Raw genomic sequence first — 1,834 nt, 5'->3', positions numbered from 1 at the left:
CCGATTGAATGAGGGCGATCCGACCGTCTTCCTCAGTTGTCCCTGCCCTCAATTCACCATCTCTCCACCTTGAACAATGGCCGCGATGTATCACCCGTGTCGATCGGGCGCAGCCCTTCGGTTGTCGCGACAGCCGAGTTAGAGCCCTTAATTGCAGTTTTTCGTTCACGCGACCGGCGTTCAGCCTTGGTAAGTCCCCGGCTTTCAGCCTCGATCTGGCGTTGCTGTCGGATCAGCTCAGCGAGAACCAGTTCATTCGACTCCGACTTTCCAAGGGCACGTGCCTTCCTCATGGCTTCGCGGTATTCCCAGAGAGACACGGGTGGGATTTCCAGGTTTCGGTACCGAGCCTCGACGTATCGGCCGCCATCCAGTTCGACCCAGATCACCGAGAGGTCGCGAGGGTCGTAGCGAACGACCACCCTTCCATCCCCGCGCCCAATATGGCCTGCAAGGGCATCGGACCAGTACCGTATCTGGAACAGATGGATGCCATCACGCCTGACCTTGCGCAGTTCGCTTGGCAGGAAACTCACCCAAAAGGCTTCCATCTCAAAGGGGATGTCGCCCATCATCTCCGCTGAGAGCGCCTCCCATTTGGCGACGGGCGTACAGCCAAGACTTGAATGAATGCTGTTGTTGTAGCGGCAGATTTCCAACACGAACCAGCGATCGAATTCGCTTAACGTCATGGTGGCCATGCCTTCGGCATCGTAGTCGCCCTTGGCCAAGACCGAGGATTGCGTTGTTCCCGGCAACAGATGTACGGCCCCCATCATCGTACCGATCAACCGTTCGATGTGCCCTCCAAAATGAGGACTTCCCGGCGGCCTATAGACCAGATTGATCCCCCATTCCGCACATGCCGACCGAAAGGCATGCGACCGGAAATCGCGGCCGTTGTCGACGTGGATGCTGTGCGGTTTACCCTGTGCGGGCCAAGAAACACTGCACTCCAATTCCGCCAGAATCTCCGCCTTAGGGGTCACCGCCTGCGTCAGGCAAAGCGCCACTGACAGCCGAGAAGGTGCCTCGAGAGCGACGTAGTATCCGGTCACCATCCGCGTGGCGATATCGATCGCCAGAGTGACCCAAGGTCGGCCAATTGGGTGGCGATCAAAACTGTCGACAAGAATGATGTCCGCAGGCGTGTGGTCGATTTGAACGACCTCCAGTGGCTGCTTTGCCTTGTTCTCGCCTGTGACGGGCGCAAATTTCTGGCGGGCTGCCTTTGCGCCCACTCGTGCCTTGGCAACTTCGCGGGCATCCATTGCATCCAGCCTGCGCTGAACCGTCCGCCGCGTCGGGGGTTGCAAGCCCTGTTGCCAGCATGCGCTGCGGATTTCTGTCGCGACGCGCGACAGGCTCGGACGTTCACGCCGCAAGAAATAACGGCGAAGATGCTCTTCGATCACCGCTTCTACCTTACCGGATATCAAAGTCGTACCAGTCGGGCGGCCCCGTTTTCGCGAAGCCAGAGCGCTGGTACGCCCACCCTCCTCGGCCAACCGCTTTATCCATCGCCAAACTGTCGCTCTGCTTACACCGAGTTCCCAAACGGCATCATTGATGCCACTTTCCAGACTGCCAGTACCTTTGAGATATGCCTGGACAAGAGGACGCAGCACGGTCGCCCTGCGCACCTCTTCCGCACCAACGGCAACGGTGCCTTCGCCATCTTTGTCCATCGATATTTGCCGCACACGCCTGTGAACCCTGTCTCAGGTTTAAGGGCAAAAATATCGGAGTTAAAGGCAAAATCTCATATTTAAGGGCAAAGCACAGCCGTTGATTTCGTTGAATTTCTCATCTCACAATTAAGGGCTACGCGACA

At 57.5% G+C, this 1,834-nt stretch carries 1 protein-coding gene; it reads right to left on the bottom strand.

What is annotated here, in order from left to right; genetic code table 11:
* Window positions 1–53: 53 nt before the first annotated feature.
* Window positions 54–1,688, bottom strand: a complete 1,635-nt coding sequence (locus tag ROE7235_RS19465; RefSeq protein ID WP_121097691.1) for a TnsB C-terminal domain-containing protein — start codon at window positions 1,686–1,688, stop codon at window positions 54–56.
* Window positions 1,689–1,834: the final 146 nt, after the last annotated feature.

Source organism: Roseinatronobacter ekhonensis (genome assembly GCF_900499075.1).
Taxonomy (GTDB): domain Bacteria; phylum Pseudomonadota; class Alphaproteobacteria; order Rhodobacterales; family Rhodobacteraceae; genus Roseinatronobacter; species Roseinatronobacter ekhonensis.
The sequence above is the reverse complement of the archived record's forward strand: the minus strand, read 5'-3'. Positions and strand labels throughout refer to the sequence as shown.